At 60.1% G+C, this 20,810-nt stretch carries 26 protein-coding genes and 2 pseudogenes; 17 read left to right on the top strand and 11 right to left on the bottom strand.

The genetic code is table 11. The features are described from left to right. Window positions 1-161 precede the first annotated feature (161 nt). Complete coding sequence (locus BLIJ_RS03515) at window positions 162-845, bottom strand: LytR C-terminal domain-containing protein (RefSeq protein ID WP_012577086.1); 684 nt, start codon at window positions 843-845, stop codon at window positions 162-164. 115 nt (window positions 846-960) lie between these two features. Between BLIJ_RS03515 and BLIJ_RS03510 the strand changes: the two genes are divergently transcribed. The 10 genes from BLIJ_RS03510 (at window position 961) to BLIJ_RS03460 (ending at window position 9,767) form a co-directional block, all read left to right on the top strand. Further along, window positions 961-1,650 carry a uracil-DNA glycosylase gene (locus BLIJ_RS03510; protein ID WP_012577085.1) on the top strand — a complete coding sequence of 230 codons (690 nt, stop codon included), beginning with the start codon at window positions 961-963 and terminating at the stop codon, window positions 1,648-1,650. Between the two features lie 38 nt (window positions 1,651-1,688). Then, a complete protein-coding gene (locus tag BLIJ_RS03505; RefSeq protein WP_012577084.1) occupies window positions 1,689-2,768 on the top strand; it encodes an AAA family ATPase in 1,080 nt (359 codons plus the stop codon). Then, window positions 2,765-3,715: a DUF58 domain-containing protein gene (locus tag BLIJ_RS03500; RefSeq protein WP_012577083.1), complete on the top strand. Its 951-nt coding sequence runs from the start codon at window positions 2,765-2,767 to the stop codon at window positions 3,713-3,715. The genes BLIJ_RS03505 and BLIJ_RS03500 overlap by 4 nt, the downstream gene beginning before the upstream one ends. Further along, complete coding sequence (locus BLIJ_RS03495; RefSeq protein ID WP_014484679.1) at window positions 3,712-4,266, top strand: hypothetical protein; 555 nt, start codon at window positions 3,712-3,714, stop codon at window positions 4,264-4,266. The genes BLIJ_RS03500 and BLIJ_RS03495 overlap by 4 nt, the downstream gene beginning before the upstream one ends. Continuing rightward, on the top strand, window positions 4,263-5,321 hold the full coding sequence (locus tag BLIJ_RS03490) for a vWA domain-containing protein (protein WP_012577081.1): 1,059 nt from the start codon (window positions 4,263-4,265) through the stop codon (window positions 5,319-5,321). Before BLIJ_RS03495 ends, BLIJ_RS03490 begins: the two co-directional genes overlap by 4 nt. Next, complete coding sequence (locus tag BLIJ_RS03485; RefSeq protein ID WP_012577080.1) at window positions 5,318-6,349, top strand: vWA domain-containing protein; 1,032 nt, start codon at window positions 5,318-5,320, stop codon at window positions 6,347-6,349. Before BLIJ_RS03490 ends, BLIJ_RS03485 begins: the two co-directional genes overlap by 4 nt. A 101-nt stretch (window positions 6,350-6,450) precedes the next feature. After that, complete coding sequence (locus tag BLIJ_RS03480) at window positions 6,451-6,948, top strand: DUF6466 family protein (protein WP_042988585.1); 498 nt, start codon at window positions 6,451-6,453, stop codon at window positions 6,946-6,948. A gap of 268 nt (window positions 6,949-7,216) precedes the next feature. Then, window positions 7,217-7,537, top strand: coding sequence for a hypothetical protein (locus BLIJ_RS03475; protein ID WP_014484677.1), 321 nt, complete (start codon window positions 7,217-7,219; stop codon window positions 7,535-7,537). Continuing rightward, window positions 7,534-9,081 carry an alpha/beta fold hydrolase gene (locus tag BLIJ_RS03470; RefSeq protein WP_012577077.1) on the top strand — a complete coding sequence of 516 codons (1,548 nt, stop codon included), beginning with the start codon at window positions 7,534-7,536 and terminating at the stop codon, window positions 9,079-9,081. Before BLIJ_RS03475 ends, BLIJ_RS03470 begins: the two co-directional genes overlap by 4 nt. A 320-nt stretch (window positions 9,082-9,401) precedes the next feature. Continuing rightward, window positions 9,402-9,767, top strand: coding sequence for a hypothetical protein (locus tag BLIJ_RS03460; protein ID WP_012577076.1), 366 nt, complete (start codon window positions 9,402-9,404; stop codon window positions 9,765-9,767). A gap of 135 nt (window positions 9,768-9,902) precedes the next feature. Here BLIJ_RS03460 and BLIJ_RS14200 read toward each other — a convergent pair. Then, a pseudogene (locus tag BLIJ_RS14200) lies at window positions 9,903-9,995 on the bottom strand (ECF transporter S component); the annotation flags it as partial. Between the two features lie 74 nt (window positions 9,996-10,069). On the opposite strand from BLIJ_RS14200, the gene purB reads away from it, so the two are divergent. The 3 genes from purB to BLIJ_RS03445 all read left to right on the top strand — a co-directional run bounded on the left by purB (window position 10,070) and on the right by BLIJ_RS03445 (window position 14,617). Beyond that, on the top strand, window positions 10,070-11,506 hold the full coding sequence (gene purB / locus BLIJ_RS03455) for an adenylosuccinate lyase (protein ID WP_012577075.1): 1,437 nt from the start codon (window positions 10,070-10,072) through the stop codon (window positions 11,504-11,506). 113 nt (window positions 11,507-11,619) lie between these two features. Further along, window positions 11,620-14,181 carry a lysylphosphatidylglycerol synthase transmembrane domain-containing protein gene (locus tag BLIJ_RS03450; RefSeq protein ID WP_012577074.1) on the top strand — a complete coding sequence of 854 codons (2,562 nt, stop codon included), beginning with the start codon at window positions 11,620-11,622 and terminating at the stop codon, window positions 14,179-14,181. A 154-nt stretch (window positions 14,182-14,335) separates the two neighbouring features. Next, window positions 14,336-14,617, top strand: a complete 282-nt coding sequence (locus tag BLIJ_RS03445; RefSeq protein ID WP_007053170.1) for an HU family DNA-binding protein — start codon at window positions 14,336-14,338, stop codon at window positions 14,615-14,617. A 117-nt stretch (window positions 14,618-14,734) separates the two neighbouring features. Here BLIJ_RS03445 and BLIJ_RS14960 read toward each other — a convergent pair whose 3' ends face one another. Beyond that, window positions 14,735-14,950 (bottom strand): hypothetical protein, encoded by a 216-nt coding sequence (locus BLIJ_RS14960; protein WP_049756433.1) that lies wholly within the window; start codon window positions 14,948-14,950, stop codon window positions 14,735-14,737. A 39-nt stretch (window positions 14,951-14,989) separates the two neighbouring features. Continuing rightward, window positions 14,990-15,349: a hypothetical protein gene (locus tag BLIJ_RS14955; protein WP_014484675.1), complete on the bottom strand. Its 360-nt coding sequence runs from the start codon at window positions 15,347-15,349 to the stop codon at window positions 14,990-14,992. 22 nt (window positions 15,350-15,371) lie between these two features. Here BLIJ_RS14955 and BLIJ_RS03435 point away from each other — a divergent pair, with 22 nt between their 5' ends. From BLIJ_RS03435 to BLIJ_RS03430, 3 genes are all read left to right on the top strand, one after another. Beyond that, window positions 15,372-15,755, top strand: coding sequence for a hypothetical protein (locus BLIJ_RS03435; protein ID WP_012577073.1), 384 nt, complete (start codon window positions 15,372-15,374; stop codon window positions 15,753-15,755). A 181-nt stretch (window positions 15,756-15,936) separates the two neighbouring features. After that, entirely contained in the window at window positions 15,937-16,047 is a 111-nt protein-coding gene (locus BLIJ_RS13440; protein WP_227485085.1) for an arsenate reductase/protein-tyrosine-phosphatase family protein, read from the top strand. Between the two features lie 257 nt (window positions 16,048-16,304). After that, a complete protein-coding gene (locus BLIJ_RS03430; protein WP_012577072.1) occupies window positions 16,305-16,739 on the top strand; it encodes a hypothetical protein in 435 nt (144 codons plus the stop codon). A gap of 254 nt (window positions 16,740-16,993) precedes the next feature. Here the strand turns inward: BLIJ_RS03430 and istB are convergent, their stop codons facing one another. From istB to BLIJ_RS14195, 7 genes and pseudogenes are all read right to left on the bottom strand, one after another. Then, on the bottom strand, window positions 16,994-17,776 hold the full coding sequence (gene istB / locus BLIJ_RS03425) for an IS21-like element helper ATPase IstB (protein WP_012577071.1): 783 nt from the start codon (window positions 17,774-17,776) through the stop codon (window positions 16,994-16,996). Beyond that, window positions 17,773-18,405, bottom strand: coding sequence for a Mu transposase domain-containing protein (locus BLIJ_RS14835; RefSeq protein ID WP_014484672.1), 633 nt, complete (start codon window positions 18,403-18,405; stop codon window positions 17,773-17,775). The genes istB and BLIJ_RS14835 overlap by 4 nt, the downstream gene beginning before the upstream one ends. A gap of 14 nt (window positions 18,406-18,419) precedes the next feature. After that, window positions 18,420-18,731, bottom strand: coding sequence for a hypothetical protein (locus BLIJ_RS14830; RefSeq protein ID WP_179106685.1), 312 nt, complete (start codon window positions 18,729-18,731; stop codon window positions 18,420-18,422). Between the two features lie 57 nt (window positions 18,732-18,788). Continuing rightward, a complete protein-coding gene (locus BLIJ_RS14950) occupies window positions 18,789-19,370 on the bottom strand; it encodes an integrase core domain-containing protein (RefSeq protein ID WP_014484670.1) in 582 nt (193 codons plus the stop codon). Then, window positions 19,318-19,575 (bottom strand): hypothetical protein, encoded by a 258-nt coding sequence (locus BLIJ_RS14945; protein WP_231837861.1) that lies wholly within the window; start codon window positions 19,573-19,575, stop codon window positions 19,318-19,320. The genes BLIJ_RS14950 and BLIJ_RS14945 overlap by 53 nt, the downstream gene beginning before the upstream one ends. 51 nt (window positions 19,576-19,626) lie before the next feature. Then, window positions 19,627-19,914 (bottom strand): transposase, encoded by a 288-nt coding sequence (locus tag BLIJ_RS14940; protein WP_012577068.1) that lies wholly within the window; start codon window positions 19,912-19,914, stop codon window positions 19,627-19,629. 66 nt (window positions 19,915-19,980) lie between these two features. Further along, window positions 19,981-20,106, bottom strand: a pseudogene (locus BLIJ_RS14195) (transposase-like zinc-binding domain-containing protein); the annotation flags it as partial. Between the two features lie 211 nt (window positions 20,107-20,317). Here BLIJ_RS14195 and BLIJ_RS03400 point away from each other — a divergent pair. Continuing rightward, the gene (locus tag BLIJ_RS03400; protein WP_227485082.1) at window positions 20,318-20,791 is read left to right on the top strand and encodes an HIT family protein; all 474 of its coding nucleotides are present in this window, start codon (window positions 20,318-20,320) and stop codon (window positions 20,789-20,791) included. The last annotated feature ends 19 nt before the right edge of the window (window positions 20,792-20,810 follow it).

Raw genomic sequence — 20,810 nt, 5'->3', positions numbered from 1 at the left:
ATCGCGCTCCCCCTACCTCGCGACTAGATGACGATTGTACAGCGACGAGGGAACAATCCCAACCGCAGCGGCACATTTTCGGTACGAATTATTCCATAGACGCGAGAACGCTCACAGTTTTCGATGTATTTCACGCCGATATAAGGGGCGCATCAACAACGCTAGTTGAGCAGCACCACCGTAATGGGAACGGCGAGTCCTTGCACCTGCTCCACAGCCGAAATGCCAAGCGTGGTCGCCACATCTTCGGCGGTGGCTTTATCGGCTTCATTCTGATACCATACCACGGAAGAAGCCGGCAATGTGCCGCGCGGATTGGTCGCCTCGACGCTGGTGTAACCGGCGGTCTGCAGCACATCGGCCTGCTGACCTGCATATCCTTGGATTCCTGTGGCGTTGACCACACGCACCTGCGTGGCCTTATTCACAGTCGCGGTGGCTCCGGACTGCTGAGACTGCTGATCGGAGTTTTGATTCTCATTCGAGGATGTCGTGTCACTGTCGGTATCGGACTTTGCCGAATCCGAAGTCGAGTCCTTGGACGAATCGGCCGAAGTGGACGAGGAATCATCCTTGGTGCTGTTCTTGGTCTCAGCCTTGCTGGACGAATCGGACTTGGACGTGGTCGCCGTCTGGGACGATCCTCCTATTACATTCTTGTATCCCCCGGAAATCCATGCCCAGGCCCCGACACCGCACAGTGCGGCCACCAGAATAACGACGATGAACGGGCAGAGGCGGGCCACTACCGAACGAGCGCCACGGTGAACTCCCACCGGCCCCTTCGGAGGATTGTCGAAGGAATCCGGTTCATAGGATTCGTAGGTCATCGTGTCGCGTGCCATAATCGCCCTTTCTTCCTGTCAAAACTACCCATGAGTGTAATCGGCAAACAACTCATCAGTCCACCACACCACGCCCCGTGCACCGGATATGCACGTTTGACTACAGTGGTGAGTCATGATCAAACCATTGAGCGAACTGGTAGAGCCGGGGTGGGCCCATGCCTTGGCCGACGTGGAGCCCACCATCCACCATATGGGCGATTTTCTTCGTGCGGAAAACGCCGCCGGACGCCCGTGGCTGCCGGCAAGCCACAATATTCTGCGCGCGTTCACCATCCCGTTCGATTCCATCAAGGTGCTGATTGTCGGCCAGGACCCCTACCCGACCCCGGGTCACCCGGTGGGCTTGAGCTTCTGCGTGGCGCCGAATGTTCACCCGCTGCCGAAAAGCCTGGTCAATATTTATAAGGAATTGGTTGACGACCTTGGGGCGCCCATGCCCACCAATGGCGATCTGACACCGTGGACGGAACGTGGGGTGATGTTGCTCAACAGATGTCTGACCGTCGGCGTCGGGCGGCCGAATTCGCATCAGGGCAAAGGCTGGGAGGAAGTCACCGAGGCCGCGATTCGTGCGTTGAACGCGCGCACGGACGCCGATGGCAAGCCCAAGCCGCTGGTGGCGATTCTCTGGGGGCGTAATGCGCAAAGCCTCGAGCCATTGCTGACCAATGCCTTCATTATCAAATCGCCTCACCCGAGTCCGCTGTCCGCTTCCCGCGGATTCTTCGGCTCCAAACCATTCTCCAGAGCCAATCAAGCCCTAGTCACCATGGGTGCCGAACCGGTGGATTGGACTCTTTAGACAGACCAACAGTCATTGTAAGTAGTTACAGTGGGGACATGACTTTGTTCCCCACGCAACCGAACATACCTTCGCAGACCACCGCCGCACGACCGGTCACCGTTCCCGCGCCCGGCGTGTCGGCTCAGCTGGGTGCCGATGACGCCAAGCGCGCACGTATCCTGGCCGACATCATTCGGGCGAGATTCGCCCAGACACTGGTGGGTCAGGATAATCTGCGCGAATCGCTTATCGTGACCTTGGTGGCCGGCGGGCATATTCTTATCGAATCCGTGCCGGGCTTGGCCAAGACCACGGCCGCCCAGACACTAGCCACCTGCGTATCCGGCTCGTTCAAACGCGTGCAGTGCACTCCTGATCTCATGCCATCCGATCTGGTGGGCACGCAGGTCTTCGATTTTGCGTCGCAGAAGTTCACCACGCAGATCGGCCCGATTCACGCCAATTTCGTACTGCTGGACGAGATCAACCGCTCGAATGCCAAAACCCAGTCCGCCATGCTTGAGGCCATGGCCGAGGGTGCCACGACCGTCGGCGGGCAGCGTATCGCCTTGCCCAAGCCGTTCATGGTGATCGCCACCGAGAATCCGATTGAGGAGGAGGGCACGTTCAACCTGCCCGAAGCCCAGATGGATCGTTTCATGATGAAGGCCGTCATGACCTATCCTTCGCCCGACGAAGAGGCTCGGATGCTGGCCATGCTCACCCGCCGTGGCTCCGACATGATCGGTCCCGACACCATCACCGGCGAACGCATTTCCGTGTCCGACGTTGATTTTTTGCGCAAGGCGGCACGCCGCGTGCATGTTTCCGACGCGATCATGCGTTATGCGGTCGATATCACCGCCACGTCACGAGGTGCCGGCTCCCGCCCCATCAAGGGACTGTCATCCTTGGTGCGTTTGGGTGCCTCGCCGCGCGCCACCATCGCCTTGACCCGCATCGGCCAGGCGAAGGCATTGCTGTCCGGGCGCGACTATGTGGTGCCCGAGGATCTCAAGGCGTTCGCTCATGAGGTGCTGCGCCACCGTATTATGCTGACGTTCGAGGCACTGGCCGATGGCGTGGTCAGCGATCAGATCGCCGACAAGATCGTCGAAACGGTTCCTGTTCCGTGAGTTCCGATTCCGTTCGCAAGAAGATCGAGGCCCTTGGCACTCAGCTGAGCCTGCCTACAGTAAGGAAGGCTTTGGGCGTGCTGGAGGGCGAACACGCATCCGGGCGTCGTGGCGGCAGCGGCGATGCGATGGATGTGCATGCCTATGAGCCAGGTGACGAATCCCGTCTTATCGATTGGAAGACCAGCGCCCGCCAAGGCCGCCCCATGGTGGTCGAGCGCGAGCGCCTGTCGACGTCACGGGTCTGGTTGCTGATGGACGTTGGCCTGGAGATGACTGGCGTATGCCCTTCCGGAGAACGCGCATGGCAGGTTGCCGCCAATGCGCTGCGAATGTTCGCCGCCCTGTCATTGCGCCGGTCGGACGATATTTCGCTGGTGTTCGGCGATGAGTCCAGCATCACCCGCGTGCCGTTCAACGGTGGGTTCGCACAGTTCGAACGCACGCTGGACAAGGCGCTTGACCGTGATTGGGATCATCACCGTAATATCGACGCACTGCTGGAATATGCGCGCCGTATCAAGGATCGCGAGGCATTGATCGTATTGGCCACCGATGAGCATGCGATGGAGGAGCGGCATATCACCACGATCCGTCGTATTACCCGCACCCATCCGATGGTGCTGATCGATGTGGCGACGATGAATCCGTTCAAGGCCGTCTCATCCCGTCACGCTCCCACCGATGGCTTGAGTGCACGGCGTGTGCCGGCATTCCTGTGCAACGCCAAGGCAGCGGCCGAGGTCGATACTCATCGCGCGTATATGGCCGCGGCTTTGGAACAGGAGCTCACCCGTGCCGGTTCCCATATCATTCGAGCCGCGTCCAGCGAATCCATGTTCGATCGTTTCGTCGCCCTGGTGTCCCGGGCATTGGCCCGCACCACACGCAATAGACTGGGCACTGCACCCGAACTGGTCGGACTGACTTTGGCGGGTGATCTATGATGCACAGCATGTTCCCCATCATCCCGCTCGCCACTGATCCCGGCGATCTCAGGCCCGTGGAGTCGTTGGCCTTGACCACTCCCCTGGTGATGGCCATCGTCGCATGCCTGTTGCTGGCGGTAGGTCTGATCGCGTTGATCATCATGCTGGCTCGCCCCGCACGCAAACCTCGGAACAGCGACCGTGCGCGTGGCGCTCATAGCAATGCCAGCTCCAAGGCCGAGTGGCGTGCCCGCATCGACGATGTGGTGGCCCGTCATGAATCCGGAACACTGCCCCGGCATGAGGCTTTCGTCGAATTGGCCGTCATCGCCCGTGATTTCGCCGGTGCCGCATCAGGCAGGGAGCTTAGTTCCAGTACGCTGACCGATTTGGCGTACCTGAATCGCACGCCCGCGAATCGCCAAGGATTGGACGCATTGAAGCAGACCATTAGCGCGTTGTATCCACCGGAATTTGCCGATGATGCCCGCAACCGAATCGCCCAGACGACCAGCGTGCAGCAGGCCGCCGAGTGGGTGGCGAATCTGGTGGAAAGGTGGCGTTCATGATGCTGGCATGGCATTGGCCTTGGGCCGCTCTGGCCGGCGTCTTGGCGGCGCTGGCGATTATCGTGCTGATTGTCGTGTTCGCCCGCCGTAACGCCGCCGACGACACCCCTGTATTCTCGATGGACGACGATCTCAATACCGAGCACGCTTCCCGTCTGTTCCGTCAATGGCGCGCTTTGGGCCGTCTCGCCATCAGCGTGCTGGTGCTTGCGCTGGCGCTGGCCATTGTGCTGGTGGCTCGCCCCAGCCAAGTGGATGCCGGTGACGAACGCGCTTCCAGCCGAGATATCGTCCTGTGTCTGGATGTGTCGGGATCCACGCTCCCCTATGATCGCGAGGTCATCGATACCTATTTGGAACTGGTCAAGCATTTCGAGGGGGAACGTATCGGTTTGAGTATCTTCAACTCGACCTCACGCACGGTGTTCCCGCTGACCGACGACTACGAACTGGTCACCAAACAGTTGACCTCCGCCAGCAAGGCGCTGAAAGGCGTCGAGTCGCAGGATGACGTCGATAAGATGTCCGATGCCGAATATCAGGACATCGCCAATTGGCTCGAAGGCACGCAGAACCGCAAGGACGCCACCTCCTTGATTGGCGACGGCGTGGTGTCTTGCGCGGCGATGCTCCCCGGTTTCGCTTATGGCGAAGCCAATCATGCGAATGCCGACCGTCAGCGTGCGGCATCCATCGTGCTGGCCACCGACAACGTCGTGTCGGGCAAACCCACCTATTCGCTGACCGAAGCGTTGGACTTGACCCAGCAGACCAAAATCACCGTGGACGGCCTGTATTCCGGGCCGAAAGCCAGTGAATCGGACCAAACCACAACGGATATGAAGTCCGCGATCGAGTCGCATGGAGGCATCTTCCTCACCCAATCGAATGGCGCGTCAATAGATGAGCTGGTACGGGATATTCAGTCGCGTAGAGATACGGATGTGGAGAACAAGGCGAAATCCTCAATGGTGGACGCTCCCGGTCTGTGGACGCTTGCTCTGGCCGTGATACTCATTATCTGGATCGTATGTGCATGGAGGTTGAGGCGATGAACGGATTCACCTTCTCCCCCGCCTTGGGCTGGGTCGCCGACGGACTGCTGGCGGCCGGGCTCGCCGTACTGGCCATTCTCGAAATCGTATTGTTTGTTCGTCGCCGTGTTTCCAGTGACGAGACCGTGTGGGCTTGCATACGTCGTACGTTTATGCTGCTCATCGTAGCGGTGATGGTACTGACTCCCAGCGTGGTATCGTCTACCACCTCACAGGCCATCAATGCCACCGATGTCATCGTGGCGGTGGATACCACCGGGTCGATGGCGGTGGCCGATGCCACATACGGGTCCGAGAAGACCATTACCCGCATCAATGCCGCACGTCAGGCCGTGCATGATGTGACCGCCGCTTATCCGGACGCCAGTTTCGCGGCGTTACGGTTCGGTGCTTCGGGAACGCTTGATGTGCCGCTGACCCCGGATGCGCCGGCCATCGATAATTGGGCCAACACGTTGGCGGTGGAAGCCACATCCGTGTCGGCGGGCTCCAGTCTGGATGCTCCGATCGATCAATTGCTGCTGACCGCGAAGTCGATTCGTGAAGCGCACCCGGATGATGCGATTGTGCTGTACCTCATCACTGATGGCGAACAGACCTCGAATGTGAAGCGCCGTACGTTCTCGTCACTGCGCCAGTATCTCAATGATGGGTTTACCGTGGGCGTCGGCTCGACCGAGGGCGGCAAGATTCCCGTCATCGCCGATGGCGTCAGCGCCGGAGATTCCAATACCACGGACCACTGGGTGATCGACCCGGATACCGGCGAACCCGGCATCTCCAAGATGGATGAGAAGAACCTCAAAGACATTGCCGACGAGATCAGCGGCACATATGTGGCCGTAAACGCTTCACAGACTTTGGCGGATGTGGTTTCGGCCAGGTCGTCGAAGCAATGGCGCATGACCACCACGGTCAAGGAGCGCACACGCACCACGCCGGTGGTATGGCCGTTGGCCATTACGTTGGCGATATTGCTTGCCATGGAAGTCGGTGCATGGATCGCAACCTCAAGGAGGCTGCTGTGAGGAACAGTAACGAAATCCACGAGAACGATGGCTCGGCGAATATTCGGATGCGGGCGAAATGCCCGCTTTGGGCACGTATCGTCCTGGCTTGTGGCGCCGTATTGCTGCTGCTGGTTGCCGGCGTGGCGTCAGTAAACCTGTCCGCTTCGATTACGTTCAATCAGGCCACCGCATCATTGAACGCCAATATCAAAGCGGCTCAGGACGAGTCGACTGATATCAACACGCTCAAGGCGCAACAGCAGCAGACCGATGCGCAATTCGCCGAGGCCGGGCGAATGCGCACGCTTCTGTTGCCGCAAGTCAAGGACGCCATCGACACCAATGCTTCGATTTCTTCCGAGCTGACGAAGATCACCCTGAAACAGGCCGAGGCGCAGAACAGCGGTTCCGGTTCCGGGCAAGCCCAGTCGGCACAGCAATCCGAGAGTTCCTCATCCAATGCAAAAAAGGGCGGCGCGTTGACCGACGAGCAGAAGAAGCAGGTCGAGGAGCTGATGAAGGCCAATCAGCAATCCACCGATACCCAGTCGAACACCACCCAATCCGAGCAGAAGGCGACGCAGAACAAGGGTACCGGGGCTACCAAGCCGTGGTGAGCAATCGTTCACGGTTGCTCTTTTTCTCACACCCTCACGGGTCATGGCTTTATCGCGGCTGTTTCCCGGTTTCGGCTGTCGGCTTTGGCGTTTGTCCAATTTTCGATAGCCCATGGCTGATCCGAGGCATGTCCAAACAGGCTATTTGTGGATAATCGTTACGGCTATACACAACACTTGTGAATAACTTCGCCCAAAATCGGCAAGCTAGAACCACATTGGTCGTCCCGGCTGGACAAGCATGAGTCCTGTCCTTTTAGCTGGATATATGAATACCTACACCAGCAACCCAGCACCCATCGATCCCACCGGCGGCTTTGCCGGCAATACGGTGACGCCGTTCGATTACGGCACTTGCCCTTGCCATGCGGCGGTACAGCGTAGTCGCGACCTCGTGTCCGTCCAGCGTGCGGCCACACTGGCGCAATCGGACCAGACGGCGGTGGCCGTGAACCGCTCCCGCAACATCGTGTGGACCGGTAAAGCCGCCGATCTATTCCGATCGCGGCTCAGTCGCACCGCACAGTATTCGGCCAGTCTCGCGCAAGACATGGAGACCACCCACCGATTGGCTTGGGGGTCATCATGAGCGAGCACGATTACTGGCAGGTGGAATCGTCCGTTTACGGCGGAGTGGGATATGCGCCAGCCACTCTTGAAGAATATGCCGCCATAGCCAAGGCTCTCGATGACGAGGCGGCAGGATTTGCGGCCATAGCCACGGCTTGGGAATCGGCCGCATTACAGTTACAGTCACATCGGCATAGTGCGCCGATGTGCGTCACCTTGCAGTCGGGCGATCCGAGCGCCGTTGTTCCCGGCCATGTCACTGCACCATATGCCGCGCTGGGCAATCGGTGTTATGACCATGCAACGGCATGCCAGCGGTTGAGCGATGACCTGCGTGGCGCGGCCGATCTGCTGATTCGCGCACACTCTCTGTATTCTCAGGCGGAGATGACGGCTCGGCGCATGTTTACCGAATTATTGCAGGCCGGCACACAGGCCAAACCGGGATATGCCGCGGTGGGTGTTGCCGCTGCGGCGGCGGGCGGCTTTCTGGCCGGCTGGGCTATTGACGGCAAACCGAACCCGGCATGGATGTCCACGTTCAGCTATCCGTTCCAGGAAGGAGTGCTTAGCGGCGCGGGCGGAATCATTGGCGGCGTACCTATCGGCAAGAGCATTGCGCACACCGATGAGGTCAACAAGGCTGCGGGAAAAATCGCCAATTTCTCCGGACCAGCGAAAGACATCATCCAAGGCAATCATCTGGAAGTACGCGAGGTGCAGGCGAATGCCGACGTCGTCCGCGCAAGCGGATCGGTGGCCGAGTCAATGGAGAATCTGCGCAGACTCGCCGAAGAGCGGCTCGGCAAAATCGAGCTGAACAGCGGACTCGAATATGGGACCATCGCCATTCAACGCTATGAACGGGCTGATGGAACCAACTCCTGGCTGGTCACCATCCCGGGTACCGATGGACAGCCTGACTCACCATTCGGCTGGGCGCAGAACGTGGAACTGATGAGCGCCGATCAGGAACGCCGCAGGAAAGCGGACAGCGCTCGCATGGTTGCCGAGGCGATGCGTCAGGCAGGCATCGGCAAGGACGAGCCCGTGGCACTGATCGGTCACTCCCAAGGTGGCATCGTTGCCGCCACGCTTGCCTCGGATTGGGCGGAGGAATATACCATCGAGCATGTGGTGACAGCCGGATCGCCGGTGGCCAATCATCCGATTCCGCAACGCACATGGGTCACCAGCGTGGAGATCGATGATGAACTGGTCGCCGCACTGGATGGTTCCGCCAACCCGGTCACCGATAACTGGCTCACCGTACAAGGGCATGTATCGCCCGCGCCCGCGGCAACACCATCCACAGTGCATTCGGACAGCTCATGCACTCCCGGCGCGACGCCCATCACCGGTCTGACCCCATATGACGCCGCACCCGTGGCTGGTTCGACCAACGGCAGAGAGTTGTCGCATTGGATTAAGTACCATCAGGCTGCTTATCAGAACGCCACCGATCTCGGCTCCCCCGCCGTGCAACGCCACGAAGCGCATTTTCAGGAAGTCATCAACGGCGAACTCAAGGAAACCCGCTACTACCAAGGCCGCATGACCTAGTCCGCGACCATTGCCACTGGCGAGCGAACCACCGAGTTCAGCGTTCGGCGGTTAAAAGTAAATACCACACTTGACAGAATTGTCAAGAAAGGAGTTAACAATATAATGACGAGCAGGAGATAGCTCATCAAACTGATGAAGCAAGCGGCAAAACGCAAGAATGTTACGTTTGAAAGTATCAGGCAAGGAGGGAGTCATGAGATATTCCAACTCGATGGACTTATGATTCCCATCCCACGTCATAACGAAATCGACAACAACCTCGCGGACATTATTTGCAAAGAAGCAGAAGCCAAACTCGGGAAAGGCTGGTATCAGCAGTGAAAACATATCAGGTCATCGTTCGTCCTGGCGAAAAATACTGGATTCTTGAGATTCCCGGTATCGGTTTCACGCAGGCACGAACAACAGCAGAGATTGAAAGTATGGCACGCGACCTTATCACCGTCATGACACAAGATGCTGATTTCGCACTCACCATAGAGACAAAATTGCCGCAATCCGTACAAGCGCATCTTGATGAAGCTCGGCGACTGCGGAAGGAAGAAGCGGAATGCAGATCGAACGCAGCGCGGGAAACCCGCGCCGCGGCACAAGAACTACATGGCATGGGTCTCGCCCTACAGCAAATAGGCGATATACTCGGGGTCTCACGGCAACGAGCACATCAACTTGTCAATGCTTAGCAATCAATCGGCTACCCCACAATGCAATCACCGCAGAGACGCGGCTAGCGCCACTTTCCCGGGCTTGTTGCGCTAGCATGCCCGAGAACCCCTCTATCAGCGCAACATTCCCGGGAAAGTGGCGCGCAAAGAGTGTCAGGCGCGTCGCTCGATGAGTGCGCGGCCGGATGCGAGGCGGTCGAGCACACCGGTTTTGGCGATGGCCAGCATCAGATACCAGGCCATGACCTGTACGGCTCGGGCGGGAACGCCGCACCACAGTATAGCCGCTCGGTTCACGGCTGGAAGTACCCTTGGAGGTTATGAAGCTTACCGATATTTCCCCCGCAATCGCATTGACCCCGCTCGACGGCCGTTACCACAAGGCCACCGCTCCGCTCGTCGAATACATGAGCGAACCTGCCCTGAACCGCGAACGCATGCGTGTCGAAGTCGAATGGATGATTCTTCTGGCCAACGGCTTTGAGGGCAACGGCAACCAGCCGATCGTTGACGGCGTCAAGCCGTTCACTGCCGAAGAGCAGGCCTTCCTGCGCGCCATTCCCGAGGACTTCGGCGCCGAAGGCATCAAGCAGCACGCCGCTCATGAGGCCATCACCCACCACGATGTGAAGGCCGTGGAGTACTACATCGACGATCAGATCGACAAGGCTCCGGCCGAGCTGGCCAACATCAACGACGAGCTGAAGACCCTCGTGCACTTCGCCTGCACGTCCGAAGACATCAACAACCTCTCCATCGCCCGTTGCGTCAAGAACGCGATGGAAAACGTGTGGACCCCGGAGTTCAAGCGCATCATCGACCACCTCGCCGGCAAGGCCGAGGAATTCAAGGATATGCCGCTGCTCTCCCTCACCCACGGCCAGCCGGCCACGCCGACCACGCTCGGCAAGGAGCTCGCCGTCTACGTCTACCGTCTGAACCGTCAGCTCAAGCACATCGAAAACCAGGAGTACTTGGGCAAGATCAACGGCGCGACCGGCACGTTCGGCGCCCACCTGGCCGCATGCCCGGATGTCGACTGGGTCGCCGTCTCCCGCGAATTCGTCGCCAACCGCATGGGCCTGACCTGGAACCCGCTGACCACGCAGATCGAAAGCCACGACTGGCAGGCCGAGCTGTACTCCACCGTCTCCCACGCCAACCGCATCATGCACAACCTGTGCGTGGACGTGTGGATGTACATCTCCCGCGGCGTGTTCGCCCAGGTGCCGGTCAAGGGTGCCACCGGCTCCTCCACCATGCCGCACAAGGTCAACCCGATTCGTTTCGAGAACGCCGAAGCCAACTTCGAGATCAGCTGCTCGCTGCTCGACACCCTCTCCGCCACGCTGGTGGAATCCCGTTGGCAGCGCGATCTGACCGATTCGACCACCCAGCGCAACATCGGTTCCGCGCTCGGCTACTCCTTGCTCGCCCTGACCAACCTCATGGGCGGCCTTGAGTCCATCCACCCGAACACCCACGTCATCGAGCGTGAGCTGGATGAGAACTGGGAGGTGCTTGGCGAGCCGATCCAGACCGCCATGCGCGCCTGCGAGCTCAAGGGCCTGCCCGGCATGGACAAACCGTACGAGAAGGTCAAGGAGCTTATGCGCGGCCACTCCATCGACAAGGAGCAGGTCGAGCAGTTCATCGACCAGCAGTCCTTCGACCCGGAAACCGCCGCTCGCTTGAAGGCTCTGACCCCCGCCACCTACACCGGTGTGGCCAGCCAGCTCGTCGCTTTCGACCGTTGAGATAGGTGCGATGCGAGTCCCTCGAATCCCTCGCATCCACCACACTACTGCGCTGAGTCACAAACCGAACCGCAAACTGAACCGAACAAGGACAGACGTCAGGTAACCATTTCATGACTACTGAACAGGATCAGTCCACTACGGAAGATCGCCCGGACAAGGCGACCTCCTCCACTACCGACCGGCCGATCGCCTCTGGTGACGGCCGGTCGGCCAGTTTTGCTGTCAGCGGAACGGACAGCTCGACAACCGACGGCAGCAACGATTCCGGACCATACATCGACGACATCGCCCCGCGCCGCACGCGCGACTTCGGCGACCTGACCCGAGCCAGTCTGTCGCTATTGATGGCCGCCGTGGTTATGGTGTTCGCCGTATATCTGGGCGGCATGACGCGCGGCGTCGAATCCGACGCGCATACCGCCGCCCAAGCCATCAACTGGCTGGCCGCTTTCCCCTCCACCGTACTGACGCAGCTGGCCACCATCGTCATCGTGATCATCGTGCTCGCTCAATTGCTACTGGCCCGGGAATGGCTGCAGGCTGCGGTGTCCGCGCTGGCCATGTTTGCCGGATACGGCATTGTGTGGGTCATATCGACGGCAATCAGTAGTCTGAACGATGCCGCCCTGCCAATGGCACTGGTCTCAGCCGCCACCTCATACGGTTCCGAGCTGTTGCCCGACATCTACGCCGGCATGGCGTCCTTCCTGACCGCCGCCGGGCCACGCCGTACCCGCTCCACGGTCAAATGGAGTTGGAATATCCTGTATGCCATCGCCGCGGTGATGGTGGTGCTTTCGTGGCATTCGGTTACCGGCATGCTGGTTTCGATGGCCGCCGGTCGCACGGTGGGCATGCTTATTCGATTCGTGGTCGGCACGCAGAATAAAGGCGTGTGGGGCAAAGATCTCGTCGCGGTGCTCTCAAGCATCGGATTAGAGACCACCTCACTCATCCGGCATCAGGAGCCCGGAATCGGCCATGGCTCATTGTCTGCCACTTTGGATGACGATTTGGCGGAAGGCTCACGCATCTACGATGTGGAGACCTCGAATAACCGCCGGTTCATCGTTTCCGTCATCGACGCGCAAACCCATACCGTCGGCTATCTGAAGCAACTCTGGGATTGGGTACGTTTTACCAGCGTGTCCATTCGACGCGATCGTTCCGTGCGCGACGCCGTTCAGCATCACTTTGCCATGCTGCTCGGCCTGCACAATATCAAACTGCCTGCGCCCGCCCCCTACGGCATCGCCGATACGGACGAGTCCGCGATTCTGGTGCTGGATGCGCACACCATCGAGATGCCCGCCAATCTGAACACGCTCACCCAGGCGGACGCCGTAGCATATATGCGATATCTGTCTGTGGCGAATCGCCGTGGATATACGCACCGGCGCATCACGCCTGATACGCTCGCTAGGCTTGAAGATGGCACTGCGGTTATCGCCGGCTGGCTGAATGGCGACAACGCTTCCGGCCCGGCCAATACCGCGCTTGACAAGGTCCAGTTGCTTGCGCTGTTCGCCGCGTTGATCGGCGTGAAACCTGCAGTCGCGGCTGCCCGTGAATCTTGGGGCGACACGACGTTGACCGCGCTGGCCCCGTTCATCCAGAAAGTCGCGGTTCCCTCCCCCACACGCGCATTGGTCACATGGGACAAGCAGCTGCTCAAGGAACTGCGAGACCACATCAACACCATAATTGATGAGGAGACCGCCGAATCCGCCGAGCCGGTGACGCTTGCCCGCTTCTCCTGGCGTTCGATGATCACCATGCTGCTGGTCATCGTGGCTGTGGTCGTGGTCTTCACCCAGTTGAAGCCCGAAGAAATCATAACCGCGCTGACCAACGCCAACCCGTTGATGGCGGTGGTAACGCTCGCGTTCGGTGCCTGCGGCTGGATCGGATCGTCGATTTCGCTCGGCGCTCTCATGGATCGCAGCAAGCGAGATAACACGGGCGTGTTCATGAGTCAGGTTGCCGGCGGCTTTGCCACGGTATCCATGCCGGCCGGCGTGGGGCCCGCGTTCGTCAACCTGCAGTTTCTGCGCAGATCCGGCTATCGCAACACCCCGGCCACCGCAATCATGAGCGCCGCGCTCGTGGTGTATTACGCCGTGTACTTCTCCATGCTGGTGTTGATTGGCCTATTCACCGGCCGCAATATGTTCTCCGGCGCGATTCCGACGAATACGTTGGTCCTTGTGCTGGGCGTAGTGGTTGTGGTGTTGTCCATTGCGATGATGATTCCGCCGTTGCGCCACTGGGTGACCCGTCGTCTTATGCCGCTGGCCAAGACGTATATCAACCAGCTGCTGGACGTGCTTTCCCAGCCCCGACAGCTCACGGTCAGCTGCCTGGGCGCACTGTTCCAGAACACGACCACTGGGCTCGCTTTCTGGGCGGCCTTGCAAGCGTTCGGTTATTCATCGAATCCGATTGAAACGACGTTCGTCTTCATGCTGGCCTATGCGTTGGGTTCCGCGGTGCCCACCCCCGGTGGTTTGGGCGGTGTGGAAGCCGCGTTGACTTTCGCATTCGTGGCGGTCGGTGTGCCTCAGGGCGTAGCTCTATCCGCCACGTTGCTGCATCGCGTGGTGTTCTATTGGCTACGAATTCCTCTGGGCGCAGCCGCTATGAAGTGGCTCGACCGTCATAACCTCGTCTGATCTGTCCGTTTTTGTCCATCCTGGGCTTCAGAACACGAAATAGATGTGAAAAGCCTTATACGATGCGGGTTTTCGCAGGAACATGCGCTAGTATCATTGATGAAAACGTGGACGAAGCAAAAGTGCTCGCCCCCTGACCCAAGAAGGATGCTTTATGGCATACAACAAGTCTGATCTCGTCTCGAAGATCGCCCAGAAGTCCAACCTGACCAAGGCTCAGGCCGAGGCTGCTGTTAACGCCTTCCAGGATGTGTTCGTCGAGGCTATGAAGTCCGGCGAAGGCCTGAAGCTCACCGGCCTGTTCTCCGCTGAGCGCGTCAAGCGCGCCGCTCGCACTGGCCGCAACCCGCGTACTGGCGAGCAGATTGACATTCCGGCTTCCTACGGCGTTCGCATCTCCGCCGGCTCCCTGCTGAAGAAGGCCGTCACCGAGTGACCTTCTGCTCGTAGCGATTACTTCGAGCATTACTGACGACAAAGACCCCGACCGAGATGGTCGGGGTCTTTTTGTTGCAGTGCTTAGACGGGGGGCTATAGGAACCTCTGTGGTGCTTCAGCAACGTTTTATCTTCGTTCCGAGCCGGCAGTGGTACGTGCTGCGCGCGATGCCGACCTCGGCCAGCAGGCTCTCGGCATTGACGTGCGGCTCCTCACCGGCCTTTTTGACCGGGATCGTCTTTTCCCGGCTTGTCAGGTTGTCCGGGTCTGCGCCCGGCTCTTTTCCCACCAGCTCCGCCGACCCCTTCATGATCGCCAGCCTGATCTCCATCGCCCGGCATTCGGCGCGCAACCGCTCCAGGTCGGCGTCCTACGCGGCGATCTCGCCGCGTAGGACGTCCGGATCCGTCTGCGGCGCGCCGGCCTCGCGTTCTGGTTCGTCCTTCGCCACCGCGGTCCCTTTCCTCTCGCCTAGCAGTTGCCGTCTCCGGTTTCTCACGACCGAGGAATCCACTCCCAGACCGGCGGCCGCCTGCCGCGACGTCATCTCGCCGGACGCGACCCTGAGCACGGCCTCGCGTTTGGGCCCGTCGGGGACCGGGCCGCGCCTGACACGGCGTTCGCCGGGCGCGAGCTCGTCGATCCACGCGGCCGGCAGCGCCTTGCTCGGATACCCCAACCGGCGCATCGTGCGGCTCGCCCGCCGCCCGTGCGTCAGATAATGGTCCACTTACAGCGGCACCACCGCTACCGTGACGTTCCCTGCAGGCACATTCCAACCGAACGAATCCGTCACCGTGCACTACGATGGTGCCATCGTCGCCGACGTCCAGCAGATCGCTGCAGTATCCAAGACGTTCACTGCCAAGGCAGATGGTTCCTTGACTTTGCTGTACACGTTCAAGGCCAGCCAGGCCGGCAAGACCATCGCGGTCACGGCTGTTGGCGCTGTATCCGGTACCAAGACCGCCACCATTCAGGTTCCGGCAACCGGAACCGGTGACCAGTCCGGTACCACGACTACCACCACCGCCGACACCGGTGTGGCCATCGCACCGTACGGTGTGGCCATTGCGTTGCTTGCCGCCGCGGGCATCGCCCTGTTCGCCGCCCGCAAGAGCACCACTCGTCGCTGACGTGACTGACATAATGGACGGTAGACGCTGAAGCATAGTTCGCGAATACCACTGAACCGGGAGTCGATGATTCCCGGTTTTTCCATGTTATTGCTACGGTACATAACGCACGCATATTCACGAGGAATGCTCACTGGAATATACGAGGGAATGCTCGCAACACTTGAGAAGGGACGTCGTTATGCAGATCATGTATGTATGCACCGGCAATCAATGCCGTTCCGTGATGGCCGAATACTACACCCGAGCCAAGCTTGCCGACCGAGGAATTGGCTTGCAGAGCGGCAAATAGAGCCGGCAAAAAGACCGGTCAGCCATCGCGATGCTGAAATTGCATACTTCTATGTTCAATACGGCTGATATCGCGGGTTCCCGTTTCCCCTTTTCCTTGGCATTGGCTGAATCAGCGCTATTCGAGGAGCGCAATACGCAGGTCAAATGTTCTTCAATTATGCAATCATGCATGCATGGATTTGTATAATACGGAATTAGCTGGCTACAATTAGCGACGTAAAAAGACACGTGACCAATGCAATAAGGAGAGCAATTATGGCTTCATTGCTTCAGGGATTCGAAGAGGTTCAGCTGGTCAAGCCGGTGGGCAAGACCGTTCTGACCGTCACCGATTCCGCCATTCGTTTCAACAAAGCCACCGCTGAAGCGCTCGGATTCCCGGCGTACGTCAAGGTGCTGATCAACGACAAGACCAGGCAGATCGCCGTGACCCCGACCACCGCCAAGGCCGGCAACGCCATCAAGTTCAGCAAGCCCGAAGGCAAGCAGGCCGCTTCGGTAAGCGTCAAGGAAGCCACGCTCATTGAAGCAGTGAAGGCATACCTCACTCTGCCCGAGGCACCGGAAGGCGAAATCGCCTACCAGTCCGTCAACGGTACCGCCTACCCCGAAAGCAAGACCGTGATCTTCGACGTGGCCAACGCCACCGCCGGCACCATGAAGCGCCGCGGCCGCAAAAAGGCCGCCTGATCTCAGGTGATTATCCTTGATTGCCGTCATCGGCAGATCAGGAATTCGGCTTGTATTTTTGAATGACTTTCACGAATACGGCGTTTTATGGAAACCGGTGATGCCGACCTGAAATGGGTCGGCATCACCGGTTTTCATATATTGTGTTTTGTCAAGCGCTGGTGTGCCGTTTTACCGTGGGTGGCTGTCCGGGTTACCGGTCAATTTTTTACCGGGTTACCGTCGGCTGGTTTCGTCTGGTTTTGGTTGTTTTGTTATTGCATGAGGGCGTGGGTCCGTCTGTAGGATTCGCCCTCGAACCTGATCATGCGTCCGTGGTGGACGGTGCGGTCGATGAGCGCGGCGGCCATGTTCTTGTCGCCGAGCACGCGGCCCCATCCGCTGAATTCGATGTTCGTGGTGTAGATGATGCTCCTGGTCTCGTATGAGTCGGATACGGCCTGGAACAGGAGCCTGCTGCCTTCCTCGTCGACGGGCATGTGGCCGAATTCGTCGATGATCAGGAGCCTGGCTTTGCCGATGGCCGCGAGTTCCCCGTCGAGCCGGTTCTCCTGTTTCGCGCGCCTCAGGCGCATGAGCAGGCCGGAGGCGGTGAAGAACCTGACGGGCATGGCGTTCATGCATGCGAGCCTTCCCGGGGCGACGGCGAGGTGGCTTTTGCCGGTGCCGACCGGACCGTAGGGCACGAGGTCCTCGCTTTTGCCGACGAACTCCAGGCTCTCGAGCTGGACGCGCCCCCAGTCCGGCGGCATCCTGAGGTCCGACCAGTCGTAGCCGTCAAGACCCTTCGCGTTGGGGAACCCGGCCGCCTTGAGCAGCCGCGCGCGTTTGGATTGCTCCCGGCTGGCGGGCTCGGCCTCGAACCAGGACTCGATGAAGTCGAGTTGGGCGGGCGTGGCTTGGGCGAGGTGGTCGGCCAGGACGCCGCGCGTGAGGGTCAGGTGCCGGCTCATGGCCATGACGCGTTCGCTTTTGGCGATGGTGCCGGCCCGGCGGCGCCTGGTCTCGGGGATCCTGGGATCAGGTCTCCTGCTCATCGCGTCTCCTCCTTGCCTTCCGGCCCGGTCCCGGTGATGAACCGGTCGTGGCCGGTCAGGTCAGGACCCTGGTCGCTTGCCTCGTCCCAGTCGCCGTCCCGGTGGCGCAGGGCGAGCGACACCAGGTCCGTGTCCGCGGGCCTGGCATCGGGCCGCAACCCGATCGAGTCGGACGCGGCGAGCATGGCGTTGTCGAAGCCCGCCGCTTCCGCGGCCTGGGCGATGGCCCTGAGACTGTCGCGCAACCGTTGCCTGCCGGCCTGGTCGAGCCATTCGCGCACGTCCTCGGGGAAATCCGGGCGTATCGGCGTCTCCCTCCATGAGCCCGGGCGGGCGGCGAGCATCGGCATCACCAGCGCGGGATCCTGCAGCGTGCCGGCAGTCCTGCCGTACTGCCTGGGGTATTCGGCGACCACTTCGCCCGACTTGGGGTCGGCGATCCGCACGCTGTCCCGCCTGACCGCGGCCGGGAGTCGCCTGCCATGCCACTCGCCGCCGGCGAGGTACCGGTTGGGGTCGATGCCGATGCGACCGTATTTGCCTGCCTTCCCGCTTTCCCACCGGATCGGGTCGAAACGCGTGGACGGCAGGGGCGTCAACGCCTTCCGGTCCTCGTCGAAGCATTCCATGACGGGCACGTCCATCAGCTTGTAATGGATCGGCTCCGGGCCGGTTCGTCGCGGCGTCCGAGCATGACGCGGGCGGGTTGCCCGTGGGACTCGGCCTCCAGGGGCGGGACCATGAGGTCGCGGCGCGGGAACCCGACCGCGTTCTCCACGTCGCCCTTCTCGTTGCCGGAATACGGGTTGCGGAACCTGGCCTCGATCCTGTGGCGGGAAAGGAACGCGTCGAACACCGTGGCGAGCGTCACATGGCCTTTCGCGTCACGGTGACCCGCACCGGTGGCGTTGTCGAGCACGAGCACGGGCGGCATCCCGCCGACATGTCCGAACACCGAAAGCAGCCCGTGGCACAGGCATTCTGGATTGGCAACGGTGTGTTGGACAGGTTCTTAGAGGACGAGTCCCTGTTCGGTGAATTCCTTCGGACTCCGGTATCCGAGGGTGGAGTGGAGTCTTTGGTCGTCGGACCACCACACATAGTCGTTGAGGTCGGAGCGTAGTTGTTCCAGGCTGGTGTAGTGGTTCCGGTATATGAGCTCCTTCTTCAGGAGCCTGTTGGTGGATTCGACCACGGCGTTGTCGTACGGGTCGCCCCTGCGCGACGGCGATCCTCCGATGTCGAACACATCGAGCAGCCCGACGATTTTCGCGTTGTCGAACCCGCCGCCCCGGTCCGTGTGGAACATCTCCACCTCGGTCAGGGGGAAGCCGAGCGTGGCGAACGCGGCCATGACCAGGTCGGCGGTGCGGCCCGTGTCGGCGCTGTGGCCGGCGATGCTCCTGTTCGCCAGGCCGGACAGCAGGCACGCGTACGCCCACTTGCCGCCGACGCGCACGTACGTCAGGTCACTGGCCAGGCGGGTGCGCGGCTCGTAGCCGTCGAACTCGCGGTCGATGATGTTCGCGAGCCTGGCCTCGTTAACCCGCGTCCTGTGTGGTTTGAACGTTCTGCGCGCGTACGCGCTCGTCATGCCCCGCCGTTTCATGATGTCGACGATGCGCCTTCTGGAGGTGATGACGCCCCTCCGCTCCAGGCGCGGCCTTGATCTTCCTGGCGCCGTAACGCTCATGGCTGTCGCACCGGACCGCGTGCACGTCGCCGGCGATCGGATCCACCCGCTCGGCTTCGGGATGTTCGGTCATCCAGTAGTAGGTGGAGCGGGGAACGCTCAGCATCCCGCATCGCGCCGATACCGGGCAGCGGGCGGCCGTTGGCCCGTATCACTGCTACTTTCGTGCGAATACCGGCGCCGCTTGTTCTGAAACGTCCACCTCCATCTCCAACTGTCTGTTGCGCTTGCGCAGCTCGACCGGCTCGTTCCGCTCAGGCGTGCGGTTGTCCGCGGCCCGGGTGGAGCCGCCGTTGCGGATGCCCTGGACCCAACGGTGCAGCGTGGAATGCGAGATGTCGTACTCGTCCTTGATCTCGCGCGCCGGCTTGCCGTTCTCGTAAAGCTGCACGATCTGCCGCTTGAACGACTCCTCGTAGTGGCGGGGATGCTTCGGGTCGGCCATCGTCGGCCTCCAACCTCATGTCAATCGTCCCCCATAGGACTGTCTAATACATTGTAGCCAATCCACCATCGTCGAGCTCAGCCGGCAGGCCCGGCATCTCCATCGTTGCGTGCCCTTGCCGGTCTGTCCGTTCTTCTTCATCGCACGCCCGCATACCGGGCATTTCTTCGCTTTGCTGGATGGCGTTCTCACACCATCCAGCCCACCACCGGGAGTGCATCATTTTCCACGCGGGAAAAAGGCATGCCGACACGCCTACTCGTACAAGGCCGGACCTCGATCATAAGCACCACAAAAGTTCCTATAGACCCTATTTAGAACTCGAGCAAATAAATGCAAAACGGCACTGATCACTCCGACCCACGCATATATTGAAAAAGAACTTGCAAACGAACACAGCAATGTGGCCAACAGCCACATCGTTGCAGCAACTCTCAAAGGACGAGATATGCCAGAGCCAGAGAAACAACTTTGCGCCTACTGCGATGAAGGCGAGGCCTTGGACGCGTTCGGCATCATAATTGCCGAACTGCCAGCTTCGAAGCTTGTGCTGTTCAAGGAACAAAGTCATAAGGGACGTGTCATTGTTGCCTCGAAACATCATGTTTCCGAAATCGTGGACCTATCCGATGAGGAACGTGAGGCTTTCCTGAATGACGTGAACCATGTGGCAAAAGCCTTGCACGCGGCCTTCCACCCGGACAAAATCAACTACGGCGCCTACGGAGACGACGGGCACCACCTGCACTTCCACCTGTGCCCCAAGTATCGGGACGGCTTTGAGTGGAAGACGGTGTTCGCAATGAACCCCGATCGCGTCCACCTCGACGAATCGCAATATCAGGAATTGGCGAAAGCCATCATCCAGCATCTGTGAATAAGCCTCTATTTTAAGG

The sequence above is a fragment of the Bifidobacterium longum subsp. infantis ATCC 15697 = JCM 1222 = DSM 20088 genome (assembly GCF_000269965.1).
Classification (GTDB): domain Bacteria; phylum Actinomycetota; class Actinomycetes; order Actinomycetales; family Bifidobacteriaceae; genus Bifidobacterium; species Bifidobacterium infantis.
The sequence above is the reverse complement of the archived record's forward strand: the minus strand, read 5'-3'. Positions and strand labels throughout refer to the sequence as shown.

Coding starts and splice junctions, on each gene's coding strand:
- BLIJ_RS03510 (WP_012577085.1), top strand. CDS start 961: ATGATCAAACCATTGAGCGAACTGGTAGAGCCGGGGTGGGCCCATGCC.
- BLIJ_RS14945 (WP_231837861.1), bottom strand. CDS start 19,575: ATGCTGAGCGTTCCCCGCTCCACCTACTACTGGATGACCGAACATCCC.
- BLIJ_RS03445 (WP_007053170.1), top strand. CDS start 14,336: ATGGCATACAACAAGTCTGATCTCGTCTCGAAGATCGCCCAGAAGTCC.
- BLIJ_RS03515 (WP_012577086.1), bottom strand. CDS start 845: ATGGCACGCGACACGATGACCTACGAATCCTATGAACCGGATTCCTTC.
- istB (WP_012577071.1), bottom strand. CDS start 17,776: ATGAGCAGGAGACCTGATCCCAGGATCCCCGAGACCAGGCGCCGCCGG.
- BLIJ_RS03470 (WP_012577077.1), top strand. CDS start 7,534: ATGAGCGAGCACGATTACTGGCAGGTGGAATCGTCCGTTTACGGCGGA.
- BLIJ_RS13440 (WP_227485085.1), top strand. CDS start 15,937: ATGCAGATCATGTATGTATGCACCGGCAATCAATGCCGTTCCGTGATG.
- BLIJ_RS14940 (WP_012577068.1), bottom strand. CDS start 19,914: ATGGCCGACCCGAAGCATCCCCGCCACTACGAGGAGTCGTTCAAGCGG.
- BLIJ_RS03430 (WP_012577072.1), top strand. CDS start 16,305: ATGGCTTCATTGCTTCAGGGATTCGAAGAGGTTCAGCTGGTCAAGCCG.
- BLIJ_RS03505 (WP_012577084.1), top strand. CDS start 1,689: ATGACTTTGTTCCCCACGCAACCGAACATACCTTCGCAGACCACCGCC.
- BLIJ_RS03450 (WP_012577074.1), top strand. CDS start 11,620: ATGACTACTGAACAGGATCAGTCCACTACGGAAGATCGCCCGGACAAG.
- purB (WP_012577075.1), top strand. CDS start 10,070: ATGAAGCTTACCGATATTTCCCCCGCAATCGCATTGACCCCGCTCGAC.
- BLIJ_RS03485 (WP_012577080.1), top strand. CDS start 5,318: ATGAACGGATTCACCTTCTCCCCCGCCTTGGGCTGGGTCGCCGACGGA.
- BLIJ_RS03495 (WP_014484679.1), top strand. CDS start 3,712: ATGATGCACAGCATGTTCCCCATCATCCCGCTCGCCACTGATCCCGGC.
- BLIJ_RS14950 (WP_014484670.1), bottom strand. CDS start 19,370: ATGACGAGCGCGTACGCGCGCAGAACGTTCAAACCACACAGGACGCGG.
- BLIJ_RS03490 (WP_012577081.1), top strand. CDS start 4,263: ATGATGCTGGCATGGCATTGGCCTTGGGCCGCTCTGGCCGGCGTCTTG.
- BLIJ_RS14835 (WP_014484672.1), bottom strand. CDS start 18,405: ATGGAATGCTTCGACGAGGACCGGAAGGCGTTGACGCCCCTGCCGTCC.
- BLIJ_RS14960 (WP_049756433.1), bottom strand. CDS start 14,950: ATGGAGATCAGGCTGGCGATCATGAAGGGGTCGGCGGAGCTGGTGGGA.
- BLIJ_RS03475 (WP_014484677.1), top strand. CDS start 7,217: ATGAATACCTACACCAGCAACCCAGCACCCATCGATCCCACCGGCGGC.